At 29.4% G+C, this 24,874-nt stretch carries 24 protein-coding genes and 1 pseudogene; 19 read left to right on the top strand and 6 right to left on the bottom strand.

Features of this window, described 5'->3' with window-relative positions; all coding sequences use genetic code 11:
* From L8X27_RS04810 to surE, 5 genes and pseudogenes are all read right to left on the bottom strand, one after another.
* Nucleotides 1-822, bottom strand: a complete 822-nt coding sequence (locus L8X27_RS04810; RefSeq protein WP_263671221.1) for a CPBP family intramembrane glutamic endopeptidase — start codon at nucleotides 820-822, stop codon at nucleotides 1-3.
* A 13-nt stretch (nucleotides 823-835) separates the two neighbouring features.
* Nucleotides 836-1,143 (bottom strand): annotated as a pseudogene (locus L8X27_RS04805) (hypothetical protein); the annotation flags it as partial.
* Nucleotides 1,133-1,588: a GNAT family N-acetyltransferase gene (locus L8X27_RS04800; protein ID WP_263681099.1), complete on the bottom strand. Its 456-nt coding sequence runs from the start codon at nucleotides 1,586-1,588 to the stop codon at nucleotides 1,133-1,135. The gene L8X27_RS04800 and the pseudogene L8X27_RS04805, both read right to left, overlap by 11 nt.
* A complete protein-coding gene (locus L8X27_RS04795) occupies nucleotides 1,572-2,225 on the bottom strand; it encodes a ThiF family adenylyltransferase (RefSeq protein ID WP_220566570.1) in 654 nt (217 codons plus the stop codon). The genes L8X27_RS04800 and L8X27_RS04795 overlap by 17 nt, the downstream gene beginning before the upstream one ends.
* The gene (surE, locus tag L8X27_RS04790) at nucleotides 2,218-2,991 is read right to left on the bottom strand and encodes a 5'/3'-nucleotidase SurE (RefSeq protein ID WP_133319525.1); all 774 of its coding nucleotides are present in this window, start codon (nucleotides 2,989-2,991) and stop codon (nucleotides 2,218-2,220) included. The genes L8X27_RS04795 and surE overlap by 8 nt, the downstream gene beginning before the upstream one ends.
* A gap of 120 nt (nucleotides 2,992-3,111) precedes the next feature.
* On the opposite strand from surE, the gene pepE reads away from it, so the two are divergent.
* Nucleotides 3,112-3,816, top strand: a complete 705-nt coding sequence (gene pepE, locus L8X27_RS04785) for a dipeptidase PepE (RefSeq protein WP_263681098.1) — start codon at nucleotides 3,112-3,114, stop codon at nucleotides 3,814-3,816.
* A gap of 9 nt (nucleotides 3,817-3,825) precedes the next feature.
* The gene (gene dcuC, locus L8X27_RS04780; RefSeq protein ID WP_263681096.1) at nucleotides 3,826-5,118 is read left to right on the top strand and encodes a C4-dicarboxylate transporter DcuC; all 1,293 of its coding nucleotides are present in this window, start codon (nucleotides 3,826-3,828) and stop codon (nucleotides 5,116-5,118) included.
* A 24-nt stretch (nucleotides 5,119-5,142) separates the two neighbouring features.
* Here the strand turns inward: dcuC and pepT are convergent, their stop codons facing one another.
* Nucleotides 5,143-6,369: a peptidase T gene (gene pepT / locus L8X27_RS04775; RefSeq protein ID WP_133319528.1), complete on the bottom strand. Its 1,227-nt coding sequence runs from the start codon at nucleotides 6,367-6,369 to the stop codon at nucleotides 5,143-5,145.
* Nucleotides 6,370-6,525: 156 nt separating this feature from the next.
* Between pepT and L8X27_RS04770 the strand changes: the two genes are divergently transcribed.
* The 17 genes from L8X27_RS04770 (at nucleotide 6,526) to L8X27_RS04690 (ending at nucleotide 24,860) form a co-directional block, all read left to right on the top strand.
* Nucleotides 6,526-7,332, top strand: a complete 807-nt coding sequence (locus L8X27_RS04770; protein ID WP_263666612.1) for a cytolethal distending toxin subunit A/C — start codon at nucleotides 6,526-6,528, stop codon at nucleotides 7,330-7,332.
* A 2-nt stretch (nucleotides 7,333-7,334) separates the two neighbouring features.
* The gene (locus L8X27_RS04765) at nucleotides 7,335-8,138 is read left to right on the top strand and encodes a cytolethal distending toxin subunit B family protein (RefSeq protein WP_133319572.1); all 804 of its coding nucleotides are present in this window, start codon (nucleotides 7,335-7,337) and stop codon (nucleotides 8,136-8,138) included.
* A gap of 9 nt (nucleotides 8,139-8,147) precedes the next feature.
* Nucleotides 8,148-8,720, top strand: a complete 573-nt coding sequence (locus L8X27_RS04760; RefSeq protein ID WP_133319530.1) for a cytolethal distending toxin subunit A — start codon at nucleotides 8,148-8,150, stop codon at nucleotides 8,718-8,720.
* Between the two features lie 108 nt (nucleotides 8,721-8,828).
* Nucleotides 8,829-11,294 (top strand): site-specific DNA-methyltransferase, encoded by a 2,466-nt coding sequence (locus L8X27_RS04755; protein WP_263681093.1) that lies wholly within the window; start codon nucleotides 8,829-8,831, stop codon nucleotides 11,292-11,294.
* Nucleotide 11,295: 1 nt separating this feature from the next.
* Nucleotides 11,296-12,045: a hypothetical protein gene (locus L8X27_RS04750; protein WP_263681091.1), complete on the top strand. Its 750-nt coding sequence runs from the start codon at nucleotides 11,296-11,298 to the stop codon at nucleotides 12,043-12,045.
* A gap of 79 nt (nucleotides 12,046-12,124) precedes the next feature.
* The gene (locus tag L8X27_RS04745; protein WP_263681089.1) at nucleotides 12,125-14,971 is read left to right on the top strand and encodes a DEAD/DEAH box helicase family protein; all 2,847 of its coding nucleotides are present in this window, start codon (nucleotides 12,125-12,127) and stop codon (nucleotides 14,969-14,971) included.
* A complete protein-coding gene (gene lpxB, locus L8X27_RS04740) occupies nucleotides 14,968-16,065 on the top strand; it encodes a lipid-A-disaccharide synthase (RefSeq protein ID WP_263661980.1) in 1,098 nt (365 codons plus the stop codon). The genes L8X27_RS04745 and lpxB overlap by 4 nt, the downstream gene beginning before the upstream one ends.
* 9 nt (nucleotides 16,066-16,074) lie before the next feature.
* Nucleotides 16,075-16,560 carry a transcription elongation factor GreA gene (gene greA / locus L8X27_RS04735; RefSeq protein ID WP_039619215.1) on the top strand — a complete coding sequence of 162 codons (486 nt, stop codon included), beginning with the start codon at nucleotides 16,075-16,077 and terminating at the stop codon, nucleotides 16,558-16,560.
* A gap of 3 nt (nucleotides 16,561-16,563) precedes the next feature.
* Nucleotides 16,564-17,292, top strand: coding sequence for a UDP-2,3-diacylglucosamine diphosphatase (locus tag L8X27_RS04730; protein WP_220566581.1), 729 nt, complete (start codon nucleotides 16,564-16,566; stop codon nucleotides 17,290-17,292).
* Nucleotides 17,292-18,245, top strand: coding sequence for a chemotaxis protein (locus L8X27_RS04725; protein ID WP_133319535.1), 954 nt, complete (start codon nucleotides 17,292-17,294; stop codon nucleotides 18,243-18,245). Before L8X27_RS04730 ends, L8X27_RS04725 begins: the two co-directional genes overlap by 1 nt.
* Nucleotides 18,246-18,247: 2 nt before the next feature.
* On the top strand, nucleotides 18,248-20,554 hold the full coding sequence (locus tag L8X27_RS04720) for a chemotaxis protein CheW (protein ID WP_263661981.1): 2,307 nt from the start codon (nucleotides 18,248-18,250) through the stop codon (nucleotides 20,552-20,554).
* Nucleotides 20,555-20,558: 4 nt separating this feature from the next.
* Entirely contained in the window at nucleotides 20,559-21,077 is a 519-nt protein-coding gene (locus L8X27_RS04715; RefSeq protein ID WP_133319537.1) for a chemotaxis protein CheW, read from the top strand.
* Entirely contained in the window at nucleotides 21,077-21,703 is a 627-nt protein-coding gene (serB, locus tag L8X27_RS04710) for a phosphoserine phosphatase SerB (protein WP_133319538.1), read from the top strand. The genes L8X27_RS04715 and serB overlap by 1 nt, the downstream gene beginning before the upstream one ends.
* On the top strand, nucleotides 21,700-22,671 hold the full coding sequence (locus L8X27_RS04705) for a transaldolase (RefSeq protein ID WP_133319539.1): 972 nt from the start codon (nucleotides 21,700-21,702) through the stop codon (nucleotides 22,669-22,671). The genes serB and L8X27_RS04705 overlap by 4 nt, the downstream gene beginning before the upstream one ends.
* 46 nt (nucleotides 22,672-22,717) lie before the next feature.
* Nucleotides 22,718-23,254 carry a 50S ribosomal protein L25/general stress protein Ctc gene (locus L8X27_RS04700; RefSeq protein WP_133319540.1) on the top strand — a complete coding sequence of 179 codons (537 nt, stop codon included), beginning with the start codon at nucleotides 22,718-22,720 and terminating at the stop codon, nucleotides 23,252-23,254.
* Between the two features lies 1 nt (nucleotide 23,255).
* Nucleotides 23,256-23,795: an aminoacyl-tRNA hydrolase gene (pth, locus tag L8X27_RS04695; RefSeq protein ID WP_133319541.1), complete on the top strand. Its 540-nt coding sequence runs from the start codon at nucleotides 23,256-23,258 to the stop codon at nucleotides 23,793-23,795.
* A 3-nt stretch (nucleotides 23,796-23,798) separates the two neighbouring features.
* A complete protein-coding gene (locus L8X27_RS04690; protein ID WP_133319542.1) occupies nucleotides 23,799-24,860 on the top strand; it encodes an LptF/LptG family permease in 1,062 nt (353 codons plus the stop codon).
* Nucleotides 24,861-24,874 lie beyond the last annotated feature (14 nt).

Here is a 24,874-nt window from a genome sequence, read left to right as displayed (position 1 = left end):
CTAATGTTTTAAGTAAAATGGATAGGTAAAAAATATCAAATGGATTAAATTTAATCCATAGTGAAACAATACGCTCATCCATAAGCTTTTTGAGTATTTATAAGCTAAGCCATAAATCACACCTGCAACACTAGCAAATACAATCATCAAAACACCGCTTTTATAATGCACTAATCCAAAAGCTATGCTTGCGATTAATAAAGCAAGATTGGGGTGAATAAATTGTGTAAGTCTTTGTTGGAGATAACCTCTAAAAAAAGCTTCTTCTACTAAAGCAACTAACAAAAGATTTGAAAATAAAAAATATAAAATCCATGATGGTATGCTTATTTCTAGTTTGATAACACCCAAATACCAAGGCACGCACAGCAAAAGAATAGGAGATAAAAGCAATAAGCTCCATTTTAGCACTGAAGCTTTGGTGTATTTTGTGTTTTTAAATAAAATAGGAAAAAGTATAAAAAGTATAAAAACCCCTAGTGGCTTGTCAATACTAAAGTAAAGATTAAAAGGTGCGCTATTTGTGCTTGCATAAACTTGATCTAAAACTTTGATGTTATTTACACCAGGGATAAAATGAAGAAATAAAGCTAAAGCATAGATAAATAATGCTATTTCTAATATGAAAATTTTTTTATACTGATACAATATAGCCGTTATAAAAACTAATACATTAATCACTATAAAAGTTATATCTATAATTTTAAATACATATCCCAACAAGACTGAAAAGAGTAAAAAAATATACGAAATTTTGACTTTATCAAATGAAAGCAATATCAAAGAAATAGCCAAAAAAAGATGAGTGCTTAAAGCTAACATATAAAATCCTTGTTTATAATTGATCTAGATATAGTTTTACTACTTCTTCTCTTAGGTAAAGCTTTTTTAAATCATTTACATTTATATATTTAAGACAAAAGCGTAAATTTTGTTACTTTTTATAAAACCTACAATTTGTCTATATTGTTTTAAATTCCAGTTTGTGTTTTTACTTAGCTTGATGATATTTATAATTTTTACCTTTGTAGTGAAAAATTTATTATTATCTTTTATAATACCTTTATTGAGTGTAATTAAGACATTAAAAATTTTAAAGTAGAAGCAGATAAAATGCATTTTATTTGCTTTTTTAAAATCGTTTTATTTTCTTTTTCATGAAAAAATTTTTCAATTCTTGTTGATTTCTTATAGCAATGTTTTCTTTGATGATTTTAAATCCTGCTTTTAAAAAGAAATTTTTAGCACTAAGGCTAGCAAAAGTATAAATTTCACTATAAGGGTAGTTTTTAAGAGCAAATTCCAATAAAGCTTTGCCATAACCTTGATGAGCATAGTTTGTATGAGTAAAGCAAAGATCGAGTGTTTTTTCTTCTAAATTTATACTTATAAAAGATACAATTTGGCCTTTTTCTTCATAAACAAAACCTAGTTGATTTTGAAATTTTTCTTCCCAAGCTTTTTGGTTTATATTAATCCAAGCACGAATTTGTTCTTTTGTATAATCATTTTTACAAAGAATGGATACGCTTTGCTTAAAAAGCTTGATACAAGGAGCTAAGTCTTTTATATCAAGCTTTCTTATCAAGCACTTTCCTTAAAGCCAAAGAAGCTAGAGCAAGTCCAAAAGAAGCTGTTACACCCATAAATGAGCCAAGATCTTTACAATGGGCTTCTTCATCTGAAAATACCACATCAAAATCCCCTTTAAAGCCCGATTTTCTAAGTTCATAGCGGAATTTTTTAGCTAAAGCATCGCCATGTGTTTTAAATATGCTTGTCGTTTTAATACGCGTTGGATCAAGCTTTCTAGCTCCACCGGTTGATGAGATAAAAATTTGCTTTTTCAAATCAAGTAAATTAGCCAAAGCAACCTTAGCAGGTATATCATCAATCGCATCGATGATAAGATCAAATTCACTCAAATTAAAACTTTTCAAAAACTCATCATCGATTTTACTGACTATACCTTTAGCATTGTAAATACGCTCAAAAACCTTAGCTTTTTCTTCGCCTATATTTTCACTATGAAGCTGGCGGTTTTGATTAGTAGTTTCAAATTTATCCGCATCAATTAAAGTTAGATTACTAAAGCCACTTCTAAAAAGCGCATCAACACAAATTCCACCAACTCCACCAAGCCCACAAACTAAAACTTTAGTGTTTTGAATTTTGATAAAATTTTCTTCATTAATAAGCCATTTTATACGCGTGTATCTATCCATTTTTCATCCATTTTTTGAGATTTTTCATTTGTTTATAAGCTGTTAGATCAAGCATTATAGGGGTTATTGTGGCATAGCCTTGTTTTAAAAGTGCTATGTCTGAGTCTTTTTCATTTTCATGATCAAGATTAGCAGCAGCTAGCCAGTAGTATTCTACACCTCTTGGATTTGTATTTGAGTGTGCTTTATAGCTATAAATTCTTTTACCTGCTTTGCAAATTTTTAAGCCTTGAAAGGCTGTTTTGCTAGAAGGAAAGTTGATATTTAAAAATTCTTTTTTATCTAAAGGAAAGCCCTTTTCAAAGATATTTTTGACTATTTTTTTAGTAAGTTTTAAAGCAAGTTTATAATCAAGCTCTTTTTGATTATCTTTGTAAAATTGCGATAAAGCAATGGCAGGAATTCCATGAAGTACTGCTTCCATAGCACCTGCGCAAGTTCCTGAGTAGGTTATATCCTCGCCTACATTAGCACCTTTGTTAATTCCACTTATGACAAGATCAGGCAAACGCTTTTTATATAAAGCATGTAAAGCTAGATAAATACAATCTGCAGGCGTGCCATCATCAAGCTTGTAAAATCTTTTACCAACCTTATGAAATCTCAAAGGCTTAGTTAGTGTTATGGAGTGTGAGCATGCTGATTTTTCACTAGCAGGAGCTACTATGGTAATTTTAGCTTTAAAATGCTTTCTTAGCATTTTTATAAGCTTTTTTAAACCTTCACTTTCATAGCCATCATCGTTTGTTATTAAAATTTCTTTCATGTTTTTTCCTTTTTTTAAATTCTAACACAAGTAATACAATATTTTTTTATTACTAAATTGTTTTTTCATTTTTTAAATATTAAAATTATAGTTTTGATTAATTTTTTAAAGGAAAGAATGATGTCAAAACTTTTACTTTTTAGTGCTTCTGGCTATAAAGATAGTGCTTATTTAAGTCATACTAGAGAATTTATAGATGATTTTTTAAAAGAAAATTCCATGAAAGATGAAGAAATTCTTTTTATACCTTATGCGGGTGTTAGAAGGACTTATGATGCTTATGAAGCTAGAGTAAAAGAAGGCTTGAAAAAAGATAATATCAAATCATTACACCATTTTGAAAATTTAAAAGAAGCGATTTTAAATGCAAGGGTTTTTTTAGTAGGTGGTGGCAATAGTTTTATGCTTTTGCATAAATTATATAAAAATGATTTGCTTGAAGTGTTAAAAGAGCGTATTGAAAAAGGGGCTTGTTATATAGGTTGGAGTGCAGGCTCAAACATAGCAGGTCTTAGCATAAAAACAACTAATGATATGCCTATTGTTATGCCAAAAAGTTTTGATAGTTTAGGGGTTTTTCCTTGTCAAATCAACCCACATTTTATTGGCGGGAAAATTCCTGGACACAACGGAGAAAGTAGAGAAGAGCGTTTGGAAGAGTTTTTATTAACTAATCCAAAAGACATTGTTTATGCTATACCGGAGGGTTCTGCATTAAAAGTGCAAGATGATAGCTTAAAAATCATAGGTCATCATGATGTGTTAAAGCTAAGCTATCCATTTAATGTAGAATATTTAAAAGTCAATCAAACAACTAAAATCTAAAGGAGAAAAATGCAAACTTTTTATCTTTTAGCTGCGATTTTTGGTATTGTGGCTGTGGTTTATTTGCTTATTAAAAAAGTGGAAACAAAAACAGCTTTAATTAGTATTGGTTTTATCTTGTGCTTGATTTCACTTAAGCCCATTGAAGCTTTGAGTGCTTTTACGCATGCTATGGTGCAACCTGCCTTGATTAAGGCAATTTGTGCGAGTATGGGTTTTGCTTTTGTGATGAAAGTGACTAAATGCGATAAACATTTGGTTAGATTACTTACAACACCTTTGAAAAATGTAGGATTTTTCTTAATCCCACTTGCTTTTATGGTAACTTTTTTTATTGCTATAGCTATACCTTCAGCGGCAGGATGTTCAGCTGCAGTTGGTGCGACTTTAATACCGCTTTTAATGGCTTCAGGTATAAAACCTGCTATGGCAGCAGCAACAGTGCTTTGTGGAACTATAGGAGGAATTTTAAGTCCAGGTGTTTCTCATACGGCTTTGATTTCTGAAATTTCAGGGAAAAATATACAAGAAATTGTTTTAACTCAAACTCCAAATGCATTAACAGCAGGAGTGATAGTGATGATTTCTTTGATGATTATGGCAGTGATTTTTAAAGATTATCAAAAAGGGCAAGTTTTTGAAGTGGCTAATCAAAACAAGACTGAAGATAATATTGAAAAAGTAAATGTATTTTATGCGCTTATGCCTTTAGTGCCTTTGATTGTACTAATCATAGGCGCAAGTCCTTTAAATGATTATGAGTTTTTAACATGGACAAAACAAGTTGGAGTTGCTGAAGCTATGCTTTTAGGGGCGATTATAGCTTTGGTGGTAACTATGAGTAAGCCTGATAATATTTTTAAAGAGTTTTTCAATGGCATGGGAAAATCTTATGCAGAGATTATAGGGATTATCATAGCTGCTAGTGTTTTTGTTGCGGGTTTAAAAGCATGCGGTGTAATTGATATTATCATAGAATGGCTTAAAAATGAACAGCATTATGTGCGTTTTGGTGGAACTTTTATACCATTTTTAATGGCTATGATTACAGGTAGCGGTGATGCTGCTGCTATGGCATTTAACAAGGCTGTAACTATTCATGCTCAAGATCTTGGTTTTGATCAAGTTAAACTTGGTACTGCAGTGGCAATGTCAGCAGTGCTTGGAAGATACCTTTCGCCTATTTTAGGAGCTTGTATCATCGTTTCAGCTATAGCCGGGGTTAGTCCTTTAGAAATTGTTAAAAGAACTGCTTTAGGTTGTGTTGTTTCGGTGGTTGTAATTGCTTTTGTGTTATTATAATTTTAAGCCTTAAAAGGCTTAAATTTATTTTGCGGCTAGGATGATGATTTCTTGTATAACTTTGCTTGCCGCTTTTAAAGATTTAACAGGTAAATACTCATAAATAGAGTGAAAATTATGTGCTCCAGTAAAGATATTTGGACAAGGCAGGCCTTTTTCCGAAAGCACCGCTCCATCGTATCCTCCACGCATAGGAATGATTTTAGTTTTGATATTTAAATTTTCATAAGCTTGTAAAGCAAGTTTAATAGGCAAAGATTTGGTTGTTTTTAGACTATTAAAGACATTTTTATAACGATCGTTAAGCTTAATGTTAATTCTTTCTTCTCCATATAGCTTTTTAAAACTATCGTTTAAATCTTGTAAAAATTGCATTCTTTGTTTGTATTTTTCATCATCAAATTCTCTAATATCTATTTTTAAAATAGTTTTAGCGCTATTTCCCTTGAGTTCTTTAACCCAAAAATATCCTTCTTTATTTTCTGTGTATTCAGGTGCTTCGCCATTTGGAAGCATAGAGATAAATTTATGTGCTAAAAGTAAAGAATTAACTAATTTTCCCTTAGCACTCATAGGATGAGCAGATTTTCCTATAAATTCTACTTCACAATCTCCTGCATTCCAATTTTCATAAATAAATTCTCCTATCTCACAACAATCTAAACAATATCCAAAATCAGCATTAATTTCTTTTATATCAAAAGCTTTTGCCCCTCTTAAACCTTGTTCTTCATCAGGTAAAAAGCAAGCATAAATATCACCATGCTTAATATCAGGATTTTTAACAAAAAATTCAAGCATATCCATAATAGCTGCAATAGCTGCTTTATCATCAGCTCCAAGCAAGCTTGTGCCATCAGTGTGGATAATATCATCTCCTATGTAGTTTTTAAGCTCTTTAAATTCACTTTCTTTCAAATAAAGATCTAAGTTTTTATTTAAGCATATATCTCCACCTTGATACTTAGTGATTTGTGCTTTGGTGTCATTAGTTTGTTCCATACTTGTATCTAAATGCGCAAAAAAGGCTATTTTAGGAGCATTTGGAGTGTTTGCTGGTAAAAGAGCTGTGGTGATGGTGTTTTCTCTTCTTTTGATGTCCTTTAAACCTAGTTCTTGTAATTCTTTTTCAAGTAATTTTGCAAGCTCCATTTGATTAGGGCTTGATGGCATAATGCCTTTGGCGCCATTTTCTCTACTTGTAGTGGTATTAATCTTAGTGTAATTTATAAATCTTTGTACAATATCCATAATTTTTCCTTTTTAGATTAAAATTAATAAAATTATAACAATTCATTTTTAAAATATTTGATTAATCTAAGAAGATTTTATTAAATGATATTTTCTATCAAAATTTATTTAAAATTATGATAATATATTTAAATTTATATTTTTTAAGGAGAGAATATGCAAAAACTTAGATTTATGATGATATTGAGTGTATTTATAACTTTTTTTATTGGATGTTCTTCTAAAGAAATCAATCCTTTAGGGCGTTCTTTTGGAGAATTTAGCGATGGAGATCCTTTGAAAATAGGTAAAAATCCAACTCCACCGGCTAAACAAAAAACACCAACTTTAGTGGAAGGTAAGAAAATCCCAGCTATACCACTTGAGCCACCTCTTATGAAAGTCAATACTTTTAAAGGAGATAATGCTGTAAAAGGACCATTACCAAGGCTTACATCAAGCAATGGATTTACTTCAAATGCTTTGTATGAAAATATAGGATTTGTAAGCGATTTTGTAACTATTATGAACCCAAATGGAGCTGCACTAACGGTTTGGGCTTTAAATCCAGGCAATTGGATATGGGGGTATAATTTATTTGATAGTAAATCTTTTGGTGATGCAAGAGTGTGGCAACTCATTGAATTTCCAAATAATACTGTGATGATTAAAAATGCAAAAACTTTAACTTGCTTAAATGCTTATGGTAATGGTATAGTACATTATCCTTGCGATCAGACAAATTTTGCACAATTTTGGAGATTATATCCTATGAGCAATGGTGCTTATCAAATTCAAAATTTTGCAACACAACAATGTATACAAACGACAGTTGGAAATGTAATGGAGGAATTTTATTTTGACTATTATAGTATTTATTTGACACCTTGTTTGAAATCAAAAGAAAAAAATTTAGATAGACAATGGAGCATTAGTGCGCCTGCTTTTCAAACAAGATCGCCTTATGCTTATACGGGAGAGTGATGATGAAAAAGATAGTATTTTTGATTTTTAGTTTTAATTTATTATTTGCTGCTTTGGAAAATTATAATAGTGGTACTTGGAATTTACAAGGTGCATCAGCTTCTACTGAAAGTAAGTGGAATATTAGCATAAGACAGCTTGTAACTGGTGCTAATCCTATGGATATTTTGGCTGTTCAAGAAGCAGGAGTTTTACCAAGCACTGCTATAATGACGCCAAGACAAGTTCAACCCGTGGGAGTTGGCATTCCTATTCATGAGTATGAGTGGAATTTGGGCTCATCAAGTCGTCCAAATTCGGTTTATATATACTACTCAAGAGTTGATGTTGGGGCAAATCGCGTAAATATGGCTATTGTGAGTAGAACGCGAGCTGATGAGGTGATAGTTTTACCACCTCCAACTGTTGCTTCAAGGCCTATTATAGGAATTCGTATAGGAAATGATGCGTTTTTTAGCATACACGCTTTATCAAGAGGCGGTAATGATGCAGGGGCTATTATAAGTGCTGTGGATATGCACTTTAGGAATATGCCACAGGTTAATTGGATGATTTTAGGGGATTTTAACAGACCTCCTGGGACTATTGTAAATTTAATTGATCCGGATTTAAGATCTCGCATTAATATAGTCGCACCTCCTTCTTTTACACAAACAGGTGGCAATACAATTGATTATGCGATTACGGGAAATTCAAGCACTACATCTTTATATAGTCCGCCTAGAATTCTTGCAATCTTAGCTGTAGCAGGACTTAGGACTTTTTTAGCTTCGGATCATTTTCCTGTAAATTTTAGAAGACCTTAGGAGAAGATGATGAGAAAAATTTGTATTTTATTTTGCTTTATTTTAAGTTTTTTAAAAGCTGAAGTTTTATTTGATGATTTAGAAGATTTTACACCTATGTTCGCGATAAGATCTTTAGAAACAGGAATTTCACTTAGTCCTTTTAGATATAGCTCTGAAAAACTAGAAGAGCAAAATTGGTTTTTAAAAGAGATAATTCTTAGCGATGCGTTAAAACAAAAAGATAGATATGCCGTGCAACGCCCTTTTGGCTATGTGCAGTTTATAAACCCTAGAGGTGCTGATGTGTGTTTAGCTGTCTTAAGTGAAAAATCTTTTGGAGTGAAATCTTGCAAGCAAGATTTACAAGATGGGCAAATGCAAACGGTTTTTTCTATCATGCCTACTACAAGTTCAGCTGTGCAAATTAGATCTTTAACTCATGGCGGGGTAAAATGCATGAGTACCTTTTATGAAGCGCGCGTACCTATAGAAAATCGTTTTGGCTTAGATGATTGCACTGTAAATCCTTCTGTGCCGATAGAGTTAAAAGAGTTATTTTTCTTTGCTCCTGCTATTGTTGAAGCAACTCCGATTTATTAAATTTACTTGCTATTTTAGCAAGTAAATTTTACTTTTCTACGCAATATCTATTCATTTTTTTAAGTCAAAAAAAGATATTATTTTAACTTACAAATTTAAAGGTAAAGTATGGATTATAAAAAAGCATTTTATTCAAAATTAGAAGATTGTTATTTAGGTGCGAAAATCAAAAACTCGCAAAATCAAGCTAAAAATGGTTTTACAAATTTACTCGTTATAAAAGAAAAATATTTTCAAAAAATCAAAGACTATTTAGACACACAAAATCTTTATACAGATACTTATAATAAACTTTATAATTTTTTTAGCACTTATTTAAACGAAACAGGAACGCCGTTTTTTTACGATACACCTATGTATAAAAATATCTATGCAAGGGTATATTCAAACTCAAAAGACACAAGTCTTTTTTATAAAACACAAAATTTATACTATGTAAAATCAGATACTATTTACAATCCTTTAAGCTTGCGAAGTGAAGATAAAAAATATACTTTAAATTTTCTTACCGATGAGTATGAGCAAAATGCTGATAATAATAAAAGTAAAATCAATTTTTATTTGCAAAATATACAAGATGATAATATAAATATAAAAGTGATAAATTCTAAAAATAATGATGGCGCAAATGTTTTTAAACAAAACTCAAGTGAATTTAGCGATGTTTTTTTAAAGACTTTAAAAAATGCACAAATAAACATAAAAGAAGAAGAGCTAAAAAAGCTTTTTAAAACTTATAAAAAACAAAATGAAGTAGATTTTTTCATCCATAAAAATGCAAAAGAATTTTTAAAAGAACAATTTGATTTGTGGTTGTTTTCTTATGTGAATGATAGCATTACTGATTGGACTAAAGAAAAGATAGATGAGATTAACACTCTAAAACAAATCGCTTTTGCTATCATTGATATGATAGCTGACTTTGAAAATGAGTTAAAAGCTATATGGTTAAAGCCAAAATTTGCTAAAAACGCTCACTATGTATTTAGCTTAGATATTATTAAATCACACTTAAACAACGCTGATGAAATTTTAAACTCCATATATAAAGATATAAATTTTAATGAGCAAATCGCAGAATGGAAAGAATTAAATTTCATAAATGATGAGTTTGATATAAAGTTTATAAACGATGAAAAATACAAATTCTTACCATTTGATACGAAGTATTTAAGTGAGGAAAATTACTCAAAACTTTTACAAAGTTTTGAAAATTTAGATGAAATTTTAAATGGAGAACTTATAAAAGCAGATAATTTTCAAGCGCTAAATTCTTTAATGCCAAAATATCAAGGTAAAATAGATCTAATCTACATAGATCCGCCTTATAACACAGGCAATGATGGCTTTATATATACTGATAAATTTAATCATTCTTCATGGCTTGCTATGATAGATAATCGTTTAGAATTGGCAAAAGAATTTCTAAAAAGCAGTGGGAGTATTTTTATAAGTATAGATGATAATGAACAAGCAAGGCTCAAGATTTTATGTGACAAAGTATTTGGTGAAGAAAATTTTGTAGCAAATGTCATTTGGAGAAAGCGAGCAGGTGGTGGAAATGACTCTAATCATATAGCAGTTGAACAAGAGTATATAAATATATATGCAAAAAATATAGAACATCTTAAAACATATGGAATTACAAGAACAAATATTTCTAAATATAAAAAAGATAAAGTGGGATATTATCTTGAAAAGCCACTAAATGATACCTCTTTGCAAGATAGTCCTGGATTGCATTATGATATTAGATTACCTAATGGAAAAATACTAAAAGGCAGTGAATATCAATGGAAGATGTCAGAAAACACCTTTTATTCAAGACTTGAAAGAGATGAAATTATTTTTAAAAATAATGATAAAGTGTATTATAAACACTATATTGATATAGCTTCTAATCTTAAGCCATCTTCTATTTGGTATGATTTTGTATTAAATGCTGATGCTACAAATGAAATTAAATTAAATTTCGAAAATAAAATTTTTAATACACCAAAACCCGAAAAGCTTTTAAAAAGGATTTGCGATATAGGTAGTAATCAAGATTCACTTATTTTAGATTTTTTTGCAGGTAGTGGTACGACAATAGCTACTGCACATAAACTAAAACGCAAATGGCTTGGGGTGGAAATGGGAGAACATTTTTACAAAGTCATCATCCCAAGAATGAAAAAAGTTTTAAATGGTTTTGTTTGTGGTGTAAGTAAAGAAGTAGAATTTAAAGGTGGTGGTGCTTTTAGATACTATGAACTTGAAAGCTATGAAGAGAGTTTAGAAAATTGTGAGTATAAACTTGATGAAAATTCACTTATAGATTATAGAAAATCACGCAAACTCGTAAAAGCACTTAAAAAAGGCGAGAATATATGCCTTGATATGAAAGCTTATGATAAAGAATTTGATATATTTTTAACGATGTCAAATCTTTTAGGACTTCAAATCAAAAATATTTTTATAGATGAAAATGGCATAAAATCTTGCGAATTTGAAAACGATGAGATTATAAATTTAGAAAATATAGACTTAATTAAATATCCAAAACTAAAAAATCTAATATGGTGGAGAAAATAAAATGTATACTTTCAATGAAAAACAAATGCAAGAGGCATTAAATAGACCTTTTCCGGATTATGTAAATAATTTAAGATACAGAAATGAAAATTTACAAAAAGATTGTTATATAAGAGGTGTCTTAGGAGAGATTTTTATTAGAGATATTTTAGATAGCTATGGCTTTATAACAAAGTCAAATGAAAATAATGATGATAACACTGATAGAGATTTGTTAATTTATGGATTAAATATTAGATCATCTCAAATTTTATTTCAAAAAGAAATAAAAATAGAAATCAAAACATCTTTAATTCCATACAATGGATTTAATTATATAAATGAAGGAGATATTAAAATTTATAAAAAAACCAATGATTTTAAGAATGATATATATTGGGATTTTGGAATTCAAATTTATTTTCATGAGTATAAAACACCATGGGAAATATATATTCAAAATATTTATGAAACAAACCAAGATCAAAAAGAATTGTTAAAATTATATTCTACATTAAATTTTGATTTATTTTGGATTTCAAGGCAGAATGCTATTTTTGCTAATTCTTTAAGTCTAGATAAAATTTGGCGTCATTCAAATAAAGTATATTGGAGATGCCCGATTAAAAAATGTAATCGAAGATTTGGCGAGTTCATTATTGAATTGCTTAATGGTATTATAGATACTCAATATCAAGAAATTTTAACATTAAAAAAATTAAGTAATAATTTAAAACAATGTCATCCTTTGCACCACTTGCAAGATGAGTAGTTACAAGAATTTTCAGTATATAAAAAATTCTTACATGCTGAAAATGATGAAAAACAATTAAAGCTTTAAAGGAAAAATAATGGCTAAAGCAAAACAAAATACAAGAAAACATTTATTGTTAAATAAATTTATCCATGATAAATCACTAGTGCAAAAGCTTGATGAAAGTTATGATTTTAGTAATTTTTCTCAAGCCATAAATTTGCAATTTTATCAGCAAGAAAGTGTTAAAAATGCTTTAGCCATACTTTCTTTTTATATGAAAGATGAGTTAAATTTACATGAATATAATCAAGAACGCAGAAAGCTTTTAGAATTTTATCAAGATGAAAGCGAGAATTTAAAACTACAAAAAGAACATATCGCAAGAGCTTCATTTTGGATGGCTACAGGAAGTGGTAAAACTATAGTTATGATCAAACTTATAGCTTTGATACATGAATTCATTAAAAATAATCAATTACCTAAAAAGCCTATCATGCTTTTAGTGCCAAATGATAAGATTTTAAATCAATTCAAAGCAAATATAGCCAAATACAATAATCATCACAGCAATTTTATCAAAATAAAAGATTTAAAAGATTTTGAAAGCATAGAAAAAGAAGCTAGTTTGTTAAATGAAGCGGTGGTGTATTTTGCAAGAAGTGATTTACTTGAGAGTGAAGAAAATGTAGGCAAAGATAAAAAAGCAAAAAGATTAAACTATAAAAATTATCTTAATAAAGATGGTTGGTATATATTGTTAGACGAAGCTCATAGAGGTGATAGTAAAACATCACTAAGAAAAAACTATTATCATGAGCTTGCTAGAGGTTTTATCAAAGAAGATGAATTTCCAAAAGGCTTTGTTTTTAATTTTTCTGCTACTTTTGAAGATGAAATAGATTTTATAACTTGTGCTTATAATTATAATCTTCAAAAATTCAATCAAGAAGGATATGGTAAAAATATAGCAGTTTTAAATGAGAATTTAGATTTTAAAAGTGAAAATAACGAAGAAGCAAAAATTAAAACGATTTTAGAAAGTTTTATAATATTCAATGCTATTGTAAAATCAAAAGAAGAATTATTTTTAAAAAGACAAGATTTTATATATCATAATCCTTTAATCATAGCGGTTTCTGATAAAGTAAATACTCAAGATGCGGGTATAAAAGCGTATTTTAAGGCAGTGTATAATGTATTAAAAAATAAAGTAGATATAGGCAATATAGCTTTAGAGCTTTATGAAAAACTTCAAAATCAAAATTTGTATTTTGGTATAAATACCCTAAGCGATGATTTTTTAAAATATATAAAAAATGCAAATAATGATGAACTTAGAGAAAATATTTTTTATGCAAACGCAAACGCAAATTTAGAATGTTATAGCATTAAAGGGAATGATAAAGAATTAGCTTTTAAGAGTAAAAATTCAAACAAACCTTTCATGCTTTTAAATATTTCAAATGCAAAAGAATGGGAAAAAGATTTTTTACTTGAGCTTGGAGTAGAAAGCATAAGCGATATATCACAAAGTCATTTTGAAAATATCAATAGCTCACAATCTTCTATCAATATAATGCTAGGAAGTAAGGTTTTTTCAGAAGGTTGGGATAGCAACCGCGTAAATTTAATTTCTTTTATCAATATAGGAAGCATTAATGCTAAAAAATATGTTTTGCAAACTATAGGAAGAGGTGTCAGAATAGAACCTTTTTTAAATATAAGAAAGAGATTAAATGCTTTAAAAGAGATGTTTAAAATCGATGAGCGATGTGTAAATTTAGCATGCGGTTTAGAAACTCTTTTTGTAATGGCAAGTGATAATGAAGCCATAAAAGCTATCATAGATGGTATAGAATGTGAATTTATGGAAAGTAGACATTTAAAAGGATTTAAAGATATTAATTCAAAATTGTCGTTTAATTTACCTGTGCCAAAATATAAAAATGAAAATAAACTAAATAGTATCTATAGAATTTCAGAAAAAGAAGCAAAATCTTTAAAAGAATTTATAAAATCTTACGATGAGGATGTTTTGATTTTAGAGCAGTGTTTGTATAAAAATTTTAAATATTCTACATTAGAAGAATTTTATAAATTTAGCGAAGGAAGAGAAAGTAAAATTCAATTACTAAGAAACAATGTAGAATTTAATGAAAAAACAACATTAAAAACAATCAATAGTGTGTTAAATTCTAATGCCAAAGTTTTGGATAAATTTGTAAAGCTAGAAGAAGAAATAACGCACTATAAAAATATACAAGCAAAGTTAGATTTTGAAACCGTTCAAAAAATTAATAAGACTATAAAAGATGTTTTAAACGCAAAAAGTGAAGATGAATTAAAAGCAGACTTTGAAAATAAAAAAATAAATTTAGATGAGCTAATGCAAGGTATAAAAGAAAGTCAAAAAAGCAAGGAGGTGCAAAACTATATAATTAGTGCAAAACTTAGCAAGCATTATTATAGCCCTTTAATCATTTACAATAAAAATGATAAAGAAAATAAGATTAATTTTGCCATTTCTAATAAAAGTGAAAAAGAATTTTTAGAAGATTTAGAAAGTAATTTAAATTTGTCTTTTTTTGAACAATATGAATGGTATTTTTCTAAATTGGTAGAAAATCAAGATGAAATTTATATCCCTTATTTTGATGAAGAACAGCAAAAAGAAAGAAAATTTTATCCTGATTTTATATTTTGGTTAAAAAATAAACAAAGTGGAGATTTTTTTATATATTTTATAGATCCAAAAGGCTTAAAAATAGAAGATAATCCTAGATTTAAATTAAAAGGCTTTAAAGCAATATTTGAAAATAAAAATTTAAGTTATGAAGATAAAAGTATAAAAGTTAATTTGTTTTTTTATAATAAAAATTATACTTTTTCAGATGAATTAAAAGACTTTGTTAAATCTACAATAGAGGATATTTTCAAATGAAAACCTTTTTAGTTTGTGCCTTAGAGCCTTCAGCAAATTTGCATTTAAAAGAAGTTTTAAAAGCTTATAAAAATGAGTATAAAGAATTTGATTTAATGGGAATTTATGATGAGAATTTATGTGAAGAATTTAGTTTAAATTCCAAGCCACTTTATAGCTCACATGAGTTTAGTGCTATGGGTTTTATAGAGGTTTTGCCGCTCATTTTAAAAGCTAAAAGAGCCATAAAAGAGCTAGTGAGTTTAAGTTTTGCTCAAAAAATTGATGCGATTTTATGTATAGATTCTCCTGCCTTTAACTTACCTTTTGCAAAGGCTTTAAAAAAAGCAAATTCCAAAGTAAAAAGAATTTATTATATTTTACCTCAAGTTTGGGCATGGAAAAAAGGACGCATTCCTATCATAGAAAGTCATTTTGATGTGTTAGCTTCTATTTTACCTTTTGATAGTGAGTTTTTTAGTAAAAGCACTTATGTGGGACATCCGCTTTTAGATGAGATAAAAGAATTTAAAAATCAAGAAGATATAAATTCTATACTTTCAAAAAAAGATGATGAAAAAATCATCGCTTTCTTACCGGGCTCAAGAAAAAGTGAAATAAAGCGTTTGATGCCTATTTTTAGAGAGTTAAGCACTAAATTTAAAGGTAAAAAAATCCTTTGCGTACCCGAGTTTAATTTAAAAAGATTAGAAATTTACGGAGAAATGAGTAATTTTGAAATTCAAACTAACACCCCAAAGGTGCTAAAAAATGCTGATTTTGCTTTTATTTGTAGTGGCACAGCTACACTTGAAGCAGCTTTGGTTGGCACGCCTTTTGTGCTTGCTTATAAAGCTAAAGCTATTGATGTATTTATCGCAAGATGTTTTGTAAAACTCAAACATATAGGCCTTGCAAATATCTTTTTGGATTTTGCAGGAAAAAGCGAGCTTAATCCTGAATTTTTACAAGAGCAAGTGAATGTGGAAAATTTATATCAAGCTTATCTTAAATACGATTATAAGGCATTTTTTGATAAAGTAGATTTTTTAAAAGAATATTTGCAATTTGCAAGTGCAAAAAATTTAGCTAAAATACTTTATGAAATCAAATAAGGATAAATCATGCAAAAAGAACCTATGAGTAAATATGGCTATGAGAAATTAGAAAAAGAATTAGAACATTTAAAGAAAGTTGAACGCCCAAAAGTAGTAGAAGAAATAGACATAGCAAGAAGTCATGGAGATTTAAAAGAAAATGCAGAATATCACGCGGCTAGAGAAAAACAAGCTTTTATAGAAGGAAAGATTGCTGAACTTGGAGATTTGATCTCAAGAGCACAAATCATCGATCCATCTTCTTATGAGCATGATAGTGTGAAATTTGGCTCAACTGTTGTTGTAGAGGATTTAGAAAGTGAAAAACAAAGCACTTATACTTTGGTAGGGGTAAATGAAGGAAATTTAGAAAAAGGCTATATTTCCATTAGCTCACCTATTGCTAAAGCAATGCTTGGTAAAAAAGAAGGGGATGATTTTAAAGTGCGTTTGCCAAAAGGCGAGAGTGAATTTGAAATCATTTCTATAGAATACAAAGCTTTGGAATTTTAATTTTTGCAAAAAATAATTATAAAAGAAAATGCTATTTTTATTGCCGATGCGCATGAAAATAAAAATAGGCGTGGTTTTTGGGAGTTTTTGCAAGCCTTAAAAAATAAAAAAATTCAAACTCCACAGCTTTTTTTAATGGGTGATATATTTGATCTTTTAATTTATGAAGTAAAGGCCACGCATGATTTTGCAAAAGCTTATATAGACTTACTTGAAGAACTTGCGTATGAAATTGAAATCATTTATTTAGAAGGCAATCATGATTTTAATTTAGCTAAATTTTTTAAAAAAGTGAAAGTTTTTAGTATAAAACAACAACCCTTGCTTTGCGAATTTCAAGATAAAACCTTAGTAAAATTAGCCCATGGGGATATTTTTTTAAAACCTTTTTTGCAGTTTTGCTTAAAGAGTTTGAGAAATCATTATTTGCTACTTTTTTTAAATTTTTTAAATGTTATTAGTAAAGAAAGAATTACTCAAAAAATTCTAAAAAATCAAAACAAAAAACAACTTATTAGAAAAATTCCCCATTTTTCTGCTTTAGTAAAAGAGCGTTTAAAGCACTATAATATAGGCTTTGTAATAGAAGGTCATTATCATCAAGATGTATTTTTAAAAAATGAAGATATAAAATATCTAAATTTAGCTACTTTTGCATACAAGGAAAGTTTTTTTATAGTAAAATATGAGCCAGAAATCAGATTTCACAAAATAGAACTTAAGGAGGCATAATGTTTGATGAGAATGTCGTTAAAACAGGTTCAAATGAAATGGAACTTGTTGATTTTCGCATCTTTAAGCAAGGCCACGATAAAGTCTATGAGGGAATTTATGGTGTAAATGTTTCTAAGGTTAGAGAAATCATTAAAATTCCTTTTTTGACTGAAATTCCAGGAGTACCTGAATATGTAGAAGGTATTTTTGATCTTCGTGGCGTGGTGATTCCTGTAATCAACCTAGCAAAATGGATGCAAATTCAAGAACCAGAAATGACAAATATAAAACCTAGAGTTATCATTACTGAATTTAGTAATGTTTTAATCGGTTTTATTGTCCATGAGGCGAAAAGAATTCGTAGAATTAACTGGAAAAATATTGAGCCAGCTACTTTTGCAACAAGTGCGGGTAGTTTAGATAAGGGTAAAATTACTGGTGTAACTAAGATCGAAGGAGATGAGGTTTTACTTATCCTAGATTTAGAAAGTATAGTGCAAGAACTTGGAATTTATACCCCGCAAACTGATATTGACGATGATAAAATTCAAAAAATCGAAGGTATGGCTTTAGCACTTGATGATAGTTCAACTGCAAGAAAGCTTGTTAAAGATTTATTAAATAAAATTGGTCTTAAAGTAATTGAAGCTAAAGATGGTGTTGAAGGTTTACATAAACTAGAAGAGCTTTATAGTACTTATGGCAGTGATTTAAATAAACATTTAAAAATTATTGTAAGTGATGTTGAAATGCCACAAATGGATGGATTCCATTTTGCAGCAAAAGTTAGAGATGATGAGAGATTTAAAAATATTCCTATCGTATTTAACTCTTCTTTATCAAATGAATTTATGAGTGATAAAGGTGTTAAAGAAGCAGGTGGAGATGGGTATTTAGTTAAATTTAATGCAAGTGATTTCTTTGCTGAAATTTCTCGTATCATAGCAAAACATGAAAAAGGTGAGGAGTAAAAATGGAAGATATTCAAGAAATACTTGAGGATTTTTTAGTTGAAGCCTTTGAATTAGTCGAGCAAATTGATCATGATTTGGTTGAATTAGAAGCAAATCCTGAAGATTTAGAATTATTAAATAGAATTTTCCGCGTTGCGCATACTGTTAAAGGATCGTCAAGCTTTTTAAATTTTGATGTTTTAACAAAACTTACTCATCATATGGAAGATGTTTTAAATAAAGCAAGACATAATGAGCTTAAAATTACTCCTGAAGTAATGGATGTAGTTTTAGAATCTATTGATATGATGAAAACTTTATTAAATTCTATTAGAGATAATGGAAATGATACAGCAATCGGACTTGATATAGCTCCAATTTGTGCAAGATTAACCGCAATTTCAGAAGGAGAAAGTTTAGAATCAATTACTCCGACTAAGGCTGAAGAGCCAAAAGAAGAAGTTAAAGAAGAGCCAAAAGCTGAAGAACCTGAAGTTGATGTTAATAAGCTTAGTGATGATGAAGTTGAAGCTGAAATTGAAAGACTTTTAAAAGTAAGAAAAGCTGAAGATCAAGCAAGACGCGCTGAAAAGAAAAAAACTCAAGAATCAACTCCAACCCCAAGTAAGCCAGCTCCACAGGCACAAAATGCAGCAGCTGAGAAAAAGGTCCCTGCAGCAGGTGGTGGAAGCAGTGGTGCAAATATGGATCAAACAATTAGGGTTGAAGTTAAAAGACTTGATCATTTAATGAACTTAATTGGTGAGCTTGTATTAGGTAAAAACCGCTTGTTAAAAATTTATGATGATGTTGAAGAAAGATATGATGGAGAAAAATTCTTAGAAGAATTAAATCAAGTTGTTTCTCAACTTAGTATTGTCACTACAGATATTCAACTTGCGGTTATGAAAACAAGAATGCAACCTATTGCGAAAGTATTTAATAAATTCCCAAGAGTTGTGCGTGATTTAGGCCGTGAACTTGGTAAACAAATGGAGCTTGAAATTTCAGGGGAAGAAACTGAACTTGATAAGTCTATTGTAGAAGAAATTGGCGATCCTATTATGCATATGATTAGAAATTCTTGTGATCATGGTATAGAAGATCCAGCAACGCGTATAGCTAATGGTAAACCAGAAAAAGGAACGGTTAATCTTAAAGCATATAATGAAGGAAATCATATCGTTGTTGAAATTGCCGATGATGGTAAAGGTTTAGATGCTGATGTGTTAAAATCAAAAGCAATAGAGAAAAACTTAATCACAGAGCGTGAAGCTGATCAAATGAGTGATAAAGAAGCATTTGCATTGATTTTCAAACCAGGTTTTTCAACCGCTGCAAAAATCACCAATGTTTCAGGGCGTGGTGTTGGAATGGATGTTGTTAAAACTAATATTGAAAAATTAAATGGTGTGATTGAAATCGATAGTGAGCTTGGAAAAGGCACTGTGATGAAGCTTAAAATTCCACTTACTTTGGCGATTATTCAATCTTTACTTGTGGGAACTCAAGAAGAATTTTATGCTATTCCACTTGCAAGTGTTCTTGAAACAGTTAGAGTGCCAATTGATGATATTTATACCATTGAAGGTAAAAATGTACTTCGCTTAAGAGATGAGGTTTTATCTTTAGTAAGACTTTCGGATGTATTTGGCGTAAAACAAGTGCTTGAAAATACTGATCAAACTTATGTAGTTGTTATAGGTGTGGCAGAAAGTAAGCTTGGTATTATAGTAGATACTTTAGTAGGTCAAGAAGAAATTGTTATCAAGTCTATGGGTGAGTATTTGCAAAATATCCAAGGTATAGCAGGAGCAACTATCCGTGGTGATGGTAGAGTAACTTTGATTATCGATGTTGCTGCTATGATGGATATAGCTAAAGAAATTAAAGTTGATATTAAAGCACAAATTGAATCACAATCTAAAAAAACAACTAAAGAAAAACCAAGTGATTATACAGTGCTTATAGTGGATGATTCTAAAATGGATAGAAATATCATGCAAAAATCATTAGAGCCACTAGGTGTAAGTATTATAGAAGCAACTAATGGTGTTGAAGCATTAAATACAATTAAATCAGGCGAGCATGATATTGATGCTGTGTTGATTGATATTGAAATGCCAAGAATGGATGGTTATACCTTAGCAGGTGAAATTAGAAAATATTCTAAATATAAAAACCTCCCACTTGTTGCAGTAACTTCAAGAACTAGTAAATCAGACCGCTTAAGAGGTGTGGAAGTAGGAATGACTGAGTATATTACTAAGCCTTACTCTCCAGAGTACTTAGAAAATGTAGTTAGAAAAAATTTAAAACTAGGATAAGAAGATGAATGATAAATTAAACCAGGTTTTGCAAAAACAACAAGCGCAAATTGCAGAACCTGATGTAGATAAAGAAGAGGATATTATTCAGCTTGTTGGCTTTGTGGTAGGAGATGAGGAATACGCTATTCCAATTCTTAATATCCAAGAAATTATTAAACCTATAGAATATACTAGGGTTCCAAGTGTACCTGATTATGTTTTAGGTGTATTTAATATGAGGGGTAATGTTATGCCTTTGATTGATCTTGCTAAAAGATTTAATCAAGGTAGTTCTAAAATGACTCCTCAAACAAGATATATTGTTTTAAAAGGTATAGCAAATGGCAATCAAACTCCTGCAGGTAATGCAGGCTTTGTGATAGATAGATTAACAGAAGCTATTAAAATTCACAGAAGTAGGATTGATCCACCACCTGAAACTTTACTAAAAGAAAAAGGTATGATTTTTGGTATAGGCAAAAGAGAAGAAAATATCTTGACTATATTAAAAGCTGAAGCTTTATTAAAGCGTGAGTTTTAATGATAAAGCTTTGTGCCTTTGACTTTGATTCTACGCTAATGGATGGGGAAACTATCGATATTTTAGCGCAAGAATATAATGTTGGTGATGCTGTAAAAGCAATCACCAACAAAGCAATGAATGGTGAGCTTGATTTTTTTGAAAGTTTAAGTGCTAGAGTAGCTTTGCTTGAAGGTATGCCTATAGAGCAGGTAAAGAAATGCTGTGAAAATTTACCTTTGATGAATGGCGCTAAAGAATTATGTGAATATTTAAAAAGTAAGAATATAAAAATAATCGTTTTTAGTGGTGGATTTCATGAAGGAATTGATTTAATACAAAATAAACTTCATTTTGATTTTGGTTTTGCTAACTTTTTACATAGTAAAAATGGTTTTTTAACAGGAAAAGTTGGCGGAGAAATTATGTTTAATAACTCAAAAGGTATTATACTACAAAGACTTAAGAAATTTTTAAATTTAAAAACAGAAGAAATTATGTGTGTAGGCGATGGAGCTAATGATATTTCTATGTTTAAAGAATGTGGATTAAAAATAGCTTTTTGTGCCAAAGAAATTTTAAAATCTCATGCAGATATTTGTATAGATAAGAAAGATTTAAAAGAAATAATAAAGGTAATACAATGAAAAAATTTTCACTATGGTGTGATTTTATAGAAAATGAATTTTTAGATCATGAATTTTTAGATTTAATTTACTCAAAAACAATCAATGGTGCTACCTCAAATCCTGCTATTTTTAAAAATGCGATTTTAAACTCAGCTATTTATAAAGAAAAAATCAAAAAATCAAATCTTAAAGATAAAAAAGCTTTATATGAGTATCTTGCGATAGAAGATATAGCTAAGGCTGCGGATAAATTAGCTATTAATTATTATGAAAATAATGATGGTTTTATTAGTATTGAAATTGATCCAAGATTGAAAGATAATACTAGCCTATCTTTGGCCGAAGCAAAAAGATTATACATGCAAATTGCAAAAGAAAATGTGATGATGAAAATTCCTGCTACAGAAGCTTCTTATGAAGTAATGCAAGAATTAATGAAAAATGGTATTAATGTTAACGCTACTTTGATTTTTGATTTTGAGCAAACTAAAAAATGCTTTGAAGCTTTAAATTTAGGTTTAAAAGAATTTAGAAAAAATAATACCACAGCTAAAAAAGAGCCTCGAGCAGTTATTAGTATTTTTGTAAGCCGTTTTGATAGATTATTAAATAATCAAGTTTTAGATAAAAATTATATAGGAATTCTTACCGCAACAAAGGCTTATAATTATATCATTAAACAAAATGAAACAAATATTAGAGCTTTATTTGCAAGTACAGGTGTTAAGGGTGATGATTTAGAAAAAGATTATTATATTAAAGAATTACTCTATGATAAAGCTATTAATACTGCACCACTAGATGCTATTAAGGCTTTTAAAGGTAAGCAAATTATATTTAAAGAGCCTTTGAAAGATGAATGTATAGAGAAAAAATTAAATGCAAATATTTCAAAAGATGCTTTAAGCAAAGCTTGCAAAGATTTGCTTGATGATGGTTTGGAGCAATTTTGCATAGCTTATGAAGATATTTTAAAATCTTTATAAACTTATTTGGCTATAATTAGCGTTTATTTTTTTAGAAAGGAAACAGATGTTAGAAGGTATCGTTAGAGAGAGTATCGGTAGAAAAGCTGCTAAAGCTTTAAAAAGAGATGGTTATCTAATCGCAAACATCTACGGAAAAGGATTAGAAAACATCAATGCTGCTTTTAAAGTAAATGAATTTATTAAAGAAGTACGCAAAAAAACTACTTTAGCTTTTGATGTAAAAGTAGCAGATAAAGTATTAAATGTTGTGGTAGTTGATTATCAAAAAGATCCTGTAACTGCAGAATTAAAACACGTAGATTTAAAAGTAGCACAAAAAGGTGTTATTTCTAAATATATGGTTCCTGTAAAGATCGTAGGAACAGCTATGGGTCTTAAAAATAAAGGTGTTTTAATCCAATCAAAAAGAAGATTGAAAGTAAAATGTGCAGCTGAAAACTTACCAAATTATTTTGAATTAGATGTAACTAAACTTGATGTTGGTGATGCACTTTTAATCCGCGATGTAGTTGTGCCTGAGGGTGTAACTATGGTTGATGCTGATAGAGTAGCTGTAGTTGGCGTAGAAAAAGCAAGATAAAATGACCTTAGTCGTAGGACTTGGTAATATAGGAGAACAATACGCCCAAACCCGTCACAATGTAGGGTTTATGCTAATTGACTTAATTTTGAAAGATTTGCAAACAACAAAGCTTTCAAATCCCAAATTTAAAGGAGAGCTTTTTAAAGGCTCTTCTACTTTTTTTTTAAAACCTTCCACTTATATGAATTTATCAGGAGAAAGTGTAAAAGCTGTTAGTGAATATTATAAATGTGATAGAATCATTGTAATCCATGATGATATAGATTTAAATTTGGGTGCATTGAAATTTAAAATGGGTGGATCAAGCGGTGGACATAATGGGCTTAAAAGTATAGATAATCTTTGTGGCAATGCTTATGAGAGGGTACGCATAGGAGTAGGAAAAGGACAAGATGTAATTTCTCATGTTTTGGGAAAATTTAAACAAGAAGAACAAGAAAGCTTAACTAAGGTTTTAGAACATAGTAAAAAAGCCTTATTTGAGCTTTTAAATTCTGATATAGAAAAAATCGCTTCAAAATATTCTTTAAAAAGTTAAACGATGAGTATATTTTTTCGCTATATTTCATCTTTGTATTTAAAATCATTTTTTATTTTATTTTTTTCTTTGACTTTTTTCTTCGTAGCGATTGATTTTTTACTCAATTTCAATAGACTGCCAAAAAGTGCAAATTTAGAGCTTTTGTATATATTTTTCTTAACATGTTCAGCAGCTTCTTATATACTACCTTTAGCTATAGTCCTTGCTTTGGTTTTATGTATTTTTAATATGATACGCTCGAATGAATTTGTTAGCTTGTATGCTTTGGGTTTAAGTAAAAATCAAGTGATTTTTTATCCTTTTTTATGGGCTATGTTTTTTTGTTGTGTTTATGTAGGACTTAATTTTAGTGCCTTTGCTTATGCAGATGAATATAAAAGTAATATTCTCAAGCGTGGCGTTGTAGATAGAGAGGGTGGGGAAGTTTTGATTAAATATAATGATAAATTTATTTATATACAAAAAACAAGTTCTCAAACTTTATATAATATAAAAATCTTTGATGTAAAAAATTTAGACATTCAAAGCACAATCCATGCAAAAACTGCTAAATTTAATGGAGATTCTTGGGATTTAAATGATGCTAAAACTACTAATGTACCACAAAATTTGATTGTTTCAAAAGAGGGTTTAAGCGTAGAAGAATTTAAAAATATCAAAGGCTTAGAAGATTTTTCTCCAAAAATTTTAGAAAGAATTTCTTTGGTAGAGAGCAATCCTTCTTATTCTATTTTAGACGCGCTAGAAAGTATGGCAATTTTTGCAAAACAAAATATTTCTACTAATACACTTAGAACAAGTTTATATTCTTTAGTTCTTACACCATTTTTTGCGCCATTTTTAATGCTTATTGTGTATTATTATTTTCCTTTAACAGCAAGATTTTTTAATCTCGCACTTTTAGCTTTTGTGTTTTTTGTGTGCATACTTTTAGTTTGGGGTTTGTTGTTTTTATTAACAAGATTGAGTGAAAATGAAATTTTACTTCCAGAGCTTGGTATAATGCTACCAGTATTTATTTTAATAAGTATAGGAAGTTTTTATTATTTTAAACACAAATAACTACAAGTGAGGTT

Source organism: Campylobacter sp. CNRCH_2015_1657 (assembly GCF_025772685.1).
In the GTDB taxonomy this organism is placed as follows: Bacteria; Campylobacterota; Campylobacteria; order Campylobacterales; family Campylobacteraceae; genus Campylobacter_D; species Campylobacter_D lari_D.
Note: the sequence above shows the minus strand (reverse complement) of the source record. Positions and strands in the feature narration are given on the sequence as shown.

Bases quoted from the DNA above. Each gene is read 5' to 3' on its own strand.
- L8X27_RS04760 (WP_133319530.1), top strand. From the start codon at position 8,148: ATGAGAAAAATTTGTATTTTATTTTGCTTTATTTTAAGTTTTTTAAAA.
- surE (WP_133319525.1), bottom strand. From the start codon at position 2,991: ATGAAAGAAATTTTAATAACAAACGATGATGGCTATGAAAGTGAAGGT.
- L8X27_RS04750 (WP_263681091.1), top strand. From the start codon at position 11,296: ATGTATACTTTCAATGAAAAACAAATGCAAGAGGCATTAAATAGACCT.
- L8X27_RS04725 (WP_133319535.1), top strand. From the start codon at position 17,292: ATGTTTGATGAGAATGTCGTTAAAACAGGTTCAAATGAAATGGAACTT.
- L8X27_RS04720 (WP_263661981.1), top strand. From the start codon at position 18,248: ATGGAAGATATTCAAGAAATACTTGAGGATTTTTTAGTTGAAGCCTTT.
- lpxB (WP_263661980.1), top strand. From the start codon at position 14,968: ATGAAAACCTTTTTAGTTTGTGCCTTAGAGCCTTCAGCAAATTTGCAT.
- greA (WP_039619215.1), top strand. From the start codon at position 16,075: ATGCAAAAAGAACCTATGAGTAAATATGGCTATGAGAAATTAGAAAAA.
- serB (WP_133319538.1), top strand. From the start codon at position 21,077: ATGATAAAGCTTTGTGCCTTTGACTTTGATTCTACGCTAATGGATGGG.
- pepT (WP_133319528.1), bottom strand. From the start codon at position 6,369: ATGGATATTGTACAAAGATTTATAAATTACACTAAGATTAATACCACT.
- L8X27_RS04770 (WP_263666612.1), top strand. From the start codon at position 6,526: ATGCAAAAACTTAGATTTATGATGATATTGAGTGTATTTATAACTTTT.
- pepE (WP_263681098.1), top strand. From the start codon at position 3,112: ATGTCAAAACTTTTACTTTTTAGTGCTTCTGGCTATAAAGATAGTGCT.
- L8X27_RS04810 (WP_263671221.1), bottom strand. From the start codon at position 822: ATGTTAGCTTTAAGCACTCATCTTTTTTTGGCTATTTCTTTGATATTG.
- L8X27_RS04795 (WP_220566570.1), bottom strand. From the start codon at position 2,225: ATGGATAGATACACGCGTATAAAATGGCTTATTAATGAAGAAAATTTT.
- L8X27_RS04755 (WP_263681093.1), top strand. From the start codon at position 8,829: ATGGATTATAAAAAAGCATTTTATTCAAAATTAGAAGATTGTTATTTA.
- L8X27_RS04700 (WP_133319540.1), top strand. From the start codon at position 22,718: ATGTTAGAAGGTATCGTTAGAGAGAGTATCGGTAGAAAAGCTGCTAAA.
- L8X27_RS04705 (WP_133319539.1), top strand. From the start codon at position 21,700: ATGAAAAAATTTTCACTATGGTGTGATTTTATAGAAAATGAATTTTTA.
- L8X27_RS04690 (WP_133319542.1), top strand. From the start codon at position 23,799: ATGAGTATATTTTTTCGCTATATTTCATCTTTGTATTTAAAATCATTT.
- L8X27_RS04715 (WP_133319537.1), top strand. From the start codon at position 20,559: ATGAATGATAAATTAAACCAGGTTTTGCAAAAACAACAAGCGCAAATT.
- pth (WP_133319541.1), top strand. From the start codon at position 23,256: ATGACCTTAGTCGTAGGACTTGGTAATATAGGAGAACAATACGCCCAA.
- L8X27_RS04745 (WP_263681089.1), top strand. From the start codon at position 12,125: ATGGCTAAAGCAAAACAAAATACAAGAAAACATTTATTGTTAAATAAA.
- L8X27_RS04765 (WP_133319572.1), top strand. From the start codon at position 7,335: ATGAAAAAGATAGTATTTTTGATTTTTAGTTTTAATTTATTATTTGCT.
- dcuC (WP_263681096.1), top strand. From the start codon at position 3,826: ATGCAAACTTTTTATCTTTTAGCTGCGATTTTTGGTATTGTGGCTGTG.